The 4,230-nt window shown below is 72.7% G+C and carries 4 protein-coding genes and 2 pseudogenes; 3 read left to right on the top strand and 3 right to left on the bottom strand.

Features of this window, described 5'->3' with window-relative positions; all coding sequences use genetic code 11:
- Nucleotides 1–7: 7 nt before the first annotated feature.
- A pseudogene (locus tag ACFQ87_RS44810) lies at nucleotides 8–697 on the top strand (ATP-dependent DNA ligase); the annotation flags it as partial.
- Nucleotides 694–1,599, top strand: a complete 906-nt coding sequence (gene ligD / locus ACFQ87_RS44805) for a non-homologous end-joining DNA ligase (protein ID WP_380616808.1) — start codon at nucleotides 694–696, stop codon at nucleotides 1,597–1,599. The pseudogene ACFQ87_RS44810 and the gene ligD, both read left to right, overlap by 4 nt.
- Before the next feature lie 172 nt (nucleotides 1,600–1,771).
- On the opposite strand, the gene ACFQ87_RS44800 is transcribed toward ligD, so the two are convergent.
- The gene (locus ACFQ87_RS44800) at nucleotides 1,772–2,056 is read right to left on the bottom strand and encodes a hypothetical protein (RefSeq protein ID WP_380616807.1); all 285 of its coding nucleotides are present in this window, start codon (nucleotides 2,054–2,056) and stop codon (nucleotides 1,772–1,774) included.
- Nucleotides 2,057–2,312: 256 nt separating this feature from the next.
- Nucleotides 2,313–3,056 carry an HAD hydrolase-like protein gene (locus ACFQ87_RS44795; protein WP_380616809.1) on the bottom strand — a complete coding sequence of 248 codons (744 nt, stop codon included), beginning with the start codon at nucleotides 3,054–3,056 and terminating at the stop codon, nucleotides 2,313–2,315.
- Between ACFQ87_RS44795 and ACFQ87_RS44790 the strand changes: the two are divergent.
- Nucleotides 2,991–3,422 (top strand): annotated as a pseudogene (locus ACFQ87_RS44790) (helix-turn-helix domain-containing protein); the annotation flags it as partial. The gene ACFQ87_RS44795 and the pseudogene ACFQ87_RS44790 overlap by 66 nt on opposite strands.
- Nucleotides 3,423–3,759: 337 nt before the next feature.
- Here the strand turns inward: ACFQ87_RS44790 and ACFQ87_RS44785 are convergent.
- Nucleotides 3,760–4,230 (bottom strand): AI-2E family transporter (locus tag ACFQ87_RS44785; RefSeq protein ID WP_380616806.1); only part of this gene is annotated, 471 nt, incomplete at its 5' end.

Below are 4,230 nucleotides of genomic sequence, written 5' to 3'. Positions count from 1 at the left end.
CCTCTAGCAGCGCATGCAGCTCATCGACCCTCGCGCCGTGCGAGCCAACCCGGTCGCCGTCACGTACTACCTGTTCGACCTGCTGCGCCTGGACGACCGGGACACCATCCGCCTTCCGCTGCGCACCCGCAAGGCCCTGCTGCGCGACGCCCTCGACTTCCGCGCGCCCCTGCGTTTCACGCCGCACCGCAACCACAACGGCCACGACCTGCTGGAAGAGGCGTGCGCCCGTGGCTGGGAGGGGCTGATCGCCGAACGCGCCGACGGCACCTACCGCCACCACCGCTCCGGTGACTGGCTGAAACTCAAGTGCGACGTCGGCCAAGAGCTCGTGATCGGCGGCTTCACCGAACCGGCCGGTAGCCGGGTCGGCTTCGGCGCCCTGCTGCTCGGCTACCACCAGGACGGCCCGAACGGCCGCCTCTGCTACGCCGGCAAGGTCGGCACCGGCTACGGCACCGCGACCCTGCGCCGCCTGCGTGAACGGCTCGACGGCCTCGAACGGCGCCATTCGCCTTTCGACAACGAGGTGCGCGAACGCACCGCCCACTGGGTGCGCCCCGAACTGGTCGCCCAGATCGGCTTCACCGAATGGACCCGCGCGGGCAGGGTGCGCCACCCCCGCTACCTCGGGCTGCGCGACGACAAGCCAGCCCGCGAGGTGGTCCGCGAGCAGCCCTCCGGGGAGGAACGATGACCATCAGGAAGCTGCGCGTCGGCGGCCGGACCGTCGAACTCAGCCGCCCCGACAAAGTGCTGTTCCCCGAGGACGGCATCACCAAGGCCGAACTGGCCGACTACTACCGGGCCGTCGCCCGCCGGATGCTGCCGCACCTGCGCGGCCGTCCGCTGATGTTGGAGCGCCACCCCGACGGCATCGACGACCACGGCTTCATGCAGAAGGACATCCCCGACCACTTCCCGGAGTGGATCCACCGGGCCGAACTGCCCAAGGAGGACGGCACGGTGACGTACGCCGTCTGCGACGACACCGCCACCCTGCTCTACCTGGCCGACCAGGCGTGCATCACCCCGCACCGGTTCCTCTCCCGCGCCGACGAGCCGGACCACCCCGACCGGCTGGTCTTCGACCTCGACCCTCCCGACGAGGACTTCGCCCCGGTCCGCGAGGCCGCCCGCCTGCTCCACGAACTCCTCGACGAGCTCCGGCTGCCGTCCACCGTCATGACGACCGGCTCCCGCGGTCTGCACGTCCTCGTGTCCCTGGACCGGCGCGCCGCCGTCGACGACGTCCGCGCCTTCGCCCGCGACCTGGCCGATCTCCTGGTCGCCCGCCACCCCGACCGACTCACCACCGAGACCAGGAAGCAGGCCCGCCGAGGCCGGCTCTACCTGGACGTCCAGCGCAACGCCTACGCGCAGACCGCCGTCACCCCCTACGCCGTACGGGCAGGGCCGGGCGCCCCCGTCGCCGCGCCGATCAGCTGGGCCGAGGTGGACGACCCGGACCTCACCCCGCAGCGCTGGACCCTGGCCACCGTCGACGGGCTCCTCAAGGACGACCCCTGGCGGGACGCCCCGCGCCGGGGCCGCTCGCTCAACCCGGCCCGCCGCCGCCTCGCCGCCCTGCGGGCGTGACGGGGGCGCGCCCCCGTCCTGCGGCCAGGCGTCGCCGGACCGCCATGAGGTCGAGCCCGGCGATGCCGGTGGACCCCGCGCATACGGCGGCGAAGAGGGCGGACGGGCCCTGGTACGGCGCCGGGCCCGGGTCGGCCGGGGCTGCGAACACCGGGGCTCCGCACACTGCGGCTCACCCGAGCCGCAGGCGTACCGCCAGCCGCGGGCCCTGCTCCTCCCGGTTCTCCTCGCGCGCCGAGCAGAGGTCGGCGATCGTGTGCACCATCGTCTCGACGTCCTCGGGCGTGCCGAGCAGGTCCGCGGTGATCCCACCGGCTGGTGGGAGGCGGTTCTCCGGCGTCGACGCGCTGTGAACGTCGAACGTCTGCGAGGAGCTCACCCCAGGGCCCGGTACGGGGATTGCCGAGGCGCCGTCGGGGCCCGGCTCGGCCACGGTCCAGGTGCCGTCCGATGTCACCGTGGGCGGGTCCTCCCACACATTGCCGACCGGGTTCGCCTACGGCCGGTGCGCGTCGGAAAGACGGCTTCGAGCGCGTCGAGGAGCGCGTCCGCGGCTTCCCGAGTGCCGTCCGAGAGACGCACGAGCACGTGGCCGGCGGAAAGGGGCAGGCCCATCCGTTCTCCTCCGCCGATCGTTTCCTATCGTTTCCTGTCGTTCGAAGACCAGGGACTCACGATGAGCCGGCCGTCGCATCTCCGGACCGGCCGTGGGCTCACCCCTGCCGGAGCTGGGAGAGCAGCTCCGGCAGGGAAGCCACGGAGTCGAGCTCGTGGTCCGGTTCGGCGCTCCCGCGTTTCGGAGCGCCCGGGGCCGCCTTGCCGGTGTGGACCAGCACGCCGGTGATCCCGTACCTCTGTGCCGCGAGCACGTCGGATTCGATGTCGTCACCAACCATCACGGCCTCGGCCGCGGCGACGCCCAGGTGCGCGAGGGCGCCGGCGAAGAACGCCTCGGCCGGTTTGCCGAGCACCTCGGCCCGCACGCCGGCCGCGTACTCCAATCCGGCGACGAAGGCGCCGCTGTCGAGCTGCAGCCCCTCCGACGTCCGCCAGTAGGCGTTCCGGTGCATCGCGACCAGTCGTGCCCCGCCCTGGAGCGCGGCGAAGGCCCGGTTGAGCGCCCGGTAGTCGAGCTCGGGCCCTGCTCCACCGATCAGCACGATCTCGGTATCGTCCGGATCATCGACCAGTTCGATTCCGGCCAGGTCCTCCCGGATGTCGCCGCTGTTGAGCAGCAGGCACCGGGACCCCGCGAGGCGGTCGGCGGTGGCGGCGGGCGCGGTGAGCACGCACTCGACACCGACCGGGAACCCCGCCTCGGCAAGGGTTCCGGCGATTGAACGCCTGGTGCGCGAGGTGGTGTTGGTCAGCAGCACGTACCGCACGTCGTCGGCGCGGAGATCGCCAACTCCGTCAGCCGGCGGCTGGTCTTCGCGGCACACAGAGATGGCGGGCAGCGGCAGTTCGTCGAGCGGCCCGTGCCCGAAATCCCGGACGAGTCTCTCGCGCCGGTCCTGGCCTGGGCACAGGAGCGGCTCGACGCACCACTGACGGTGTCCGACCTGGCAGAACGCGCCTCGGCCAGCCCGGCGACGCTGCACCGCCGCTTCCGGGCGCAACTGGGCACGACACCGCTGGCGTGGCTCACGAAGGAACGCGTCGCACTCGCCTGCCGGTTGATCGAGCGGGGCGAGTCACGCTTCGAGACCGTCGCGCGGCGCAGTGGGCTGGGTACCGCCGCCAACCTGCGAACTCTGATGCGCCGGGAGACGGGGCTCGCCCCGTCGGAGTACCGGCGCCGGTTCGGCCCGGAGCAGGGCTAGCGACCCGGCTCGGCCAGGTACCGGGCCCTCAGCCCGTGTTCGTGCAGAGGTAGAGCTGCTGGGCGCCGGGTGCGTCATCGGCTCGTGCGTCGACGGCCGGTGCCTTTGCGACGGTTGTGCCGCCGTACTCGGTGGCCGTACCTCGGTGCGGGCGGTCCGCACCCGGGACTGGATCGGCGCCGTCGTCGGGTTGCCGAGGTCGAGGACCTGGGCGGCGATTACCGGACGGTGAGGTGTGAGGGGATGACGTCTCAGCATCCGGCGCGCAAGCGCGCGGACGGCCGTCGGGGCCGGTGGCCCTCTCGGGGGCCTTCTGCCGGTCAGTCCCGACGCGCACTCACCTGCCGTGCTCGCCGCCTTCAGCCTGGTGTGGGTGCCGCCGTTCGTCCTGGCGGGCGCGCGGCTGATCGCCCGCTGAAGCGGAATCCGACGGTGACCGGCCGTGGTCCCGTAGCTCGCCGAGGACCGCCCAGGCGACCGACACCACCGGCACGGCCACCACCGCGCCCAGCACCCCGGCCAGGACGGCGCCGCCGATCACCGACAGGGCGATGACCACCGGGTGGATCCGTACGGACCAGCCGAGCACCAGTGGGTGCAGCAGATGGCCCTCGATCTGGCCGATGACCACGATCAGGGCGAGTACGAGCAGGGCGACCACCGGTCCGCGGGCGGCCAGCGCGACCAGTGCGGCGACGGCCAGCGCTATCGGGGAGCCGACCAGTGGGACGAGGGCGGCGACGAACTCCAGCACCATCAGCGGCAGGACCAGCGGCACTCGCAGGACGGCGAGCGCGATGCCCACCAG

The sequence above is a fragment of the Kitasatospora sp. NPDC056531 genome, from assembly GCF_042794375.1.
Taxonomy (GTDB): Bacteria; Actinomycetota; Actinomycetes; order Streptomycetales; family Streptomycetaceae; genus Kitasatospora.
This window is presented reverse-complemented; position numbering and strand designations above follow the sequence as displayed.